This window comes from Vibrio sp. 1401 (genome assembly GCF_033340295.1).
Window position 1 is genome coordinate 1 of record NZ_JAWOWF010000713.1, and the last position, 551, is coordinate 551.

Genomic DNA, 551 nt, shown 5'->3' on the forward strand with positions numbered 1-551 from the left:
CTCGTACAACCGCCTCGTTGAACGCTTGAAGTTCATTATCCGTCAACGGCCCCTCTAGAGGATCCAATCGCTTAACCGCATCCCCCTTACGCCCCCCTTTTAGCCTCCATCCATCAAGTAAACACACCACCTTCTTGCTAACACCGGAATAACCCAGCTTGTGCCACTGTCGCAGGAAGGTGCGAACAACACCTAACCGATATTCATGAGCCGCATCCAAAGAAGACCTGTATCCAATCAACATGACATCGTCAATACGAGTAGCTTTAGTTGCACGAATCATTGCTAAGAAACACCAGAAACTACTATGCACGTGAGCAGCAGACATGTTCCTTGCATAAAATGACAGTGTATAAAGAGCCCCCTTCAGAGACTCTGGTTCCAGAAGTCCATGTAGCACTCCAACCGGAATAGAGGTGTTTTTATCTAGCCGCCATTTTTGATCATGCAGCATAAAATAGTATCCGTTCGCCCTTGCCGGGATTCGCTCGGGATCTAATGCTGGTAAGATGCTATTCGTCATCATTCTTCAAGTCCTCAGGCAAGCGAGT

General features: G+C 47.7%; 1 pseudogene. It reads right to left on the reverse strand.

The features are described from left to right. Positions 1-526, reverse strand: a pseudogene (locus R7Z77_RS27740) (recombinase); the annotation flags it as partial. Positions 527-551: the final 25 nt, after the last annotated feature.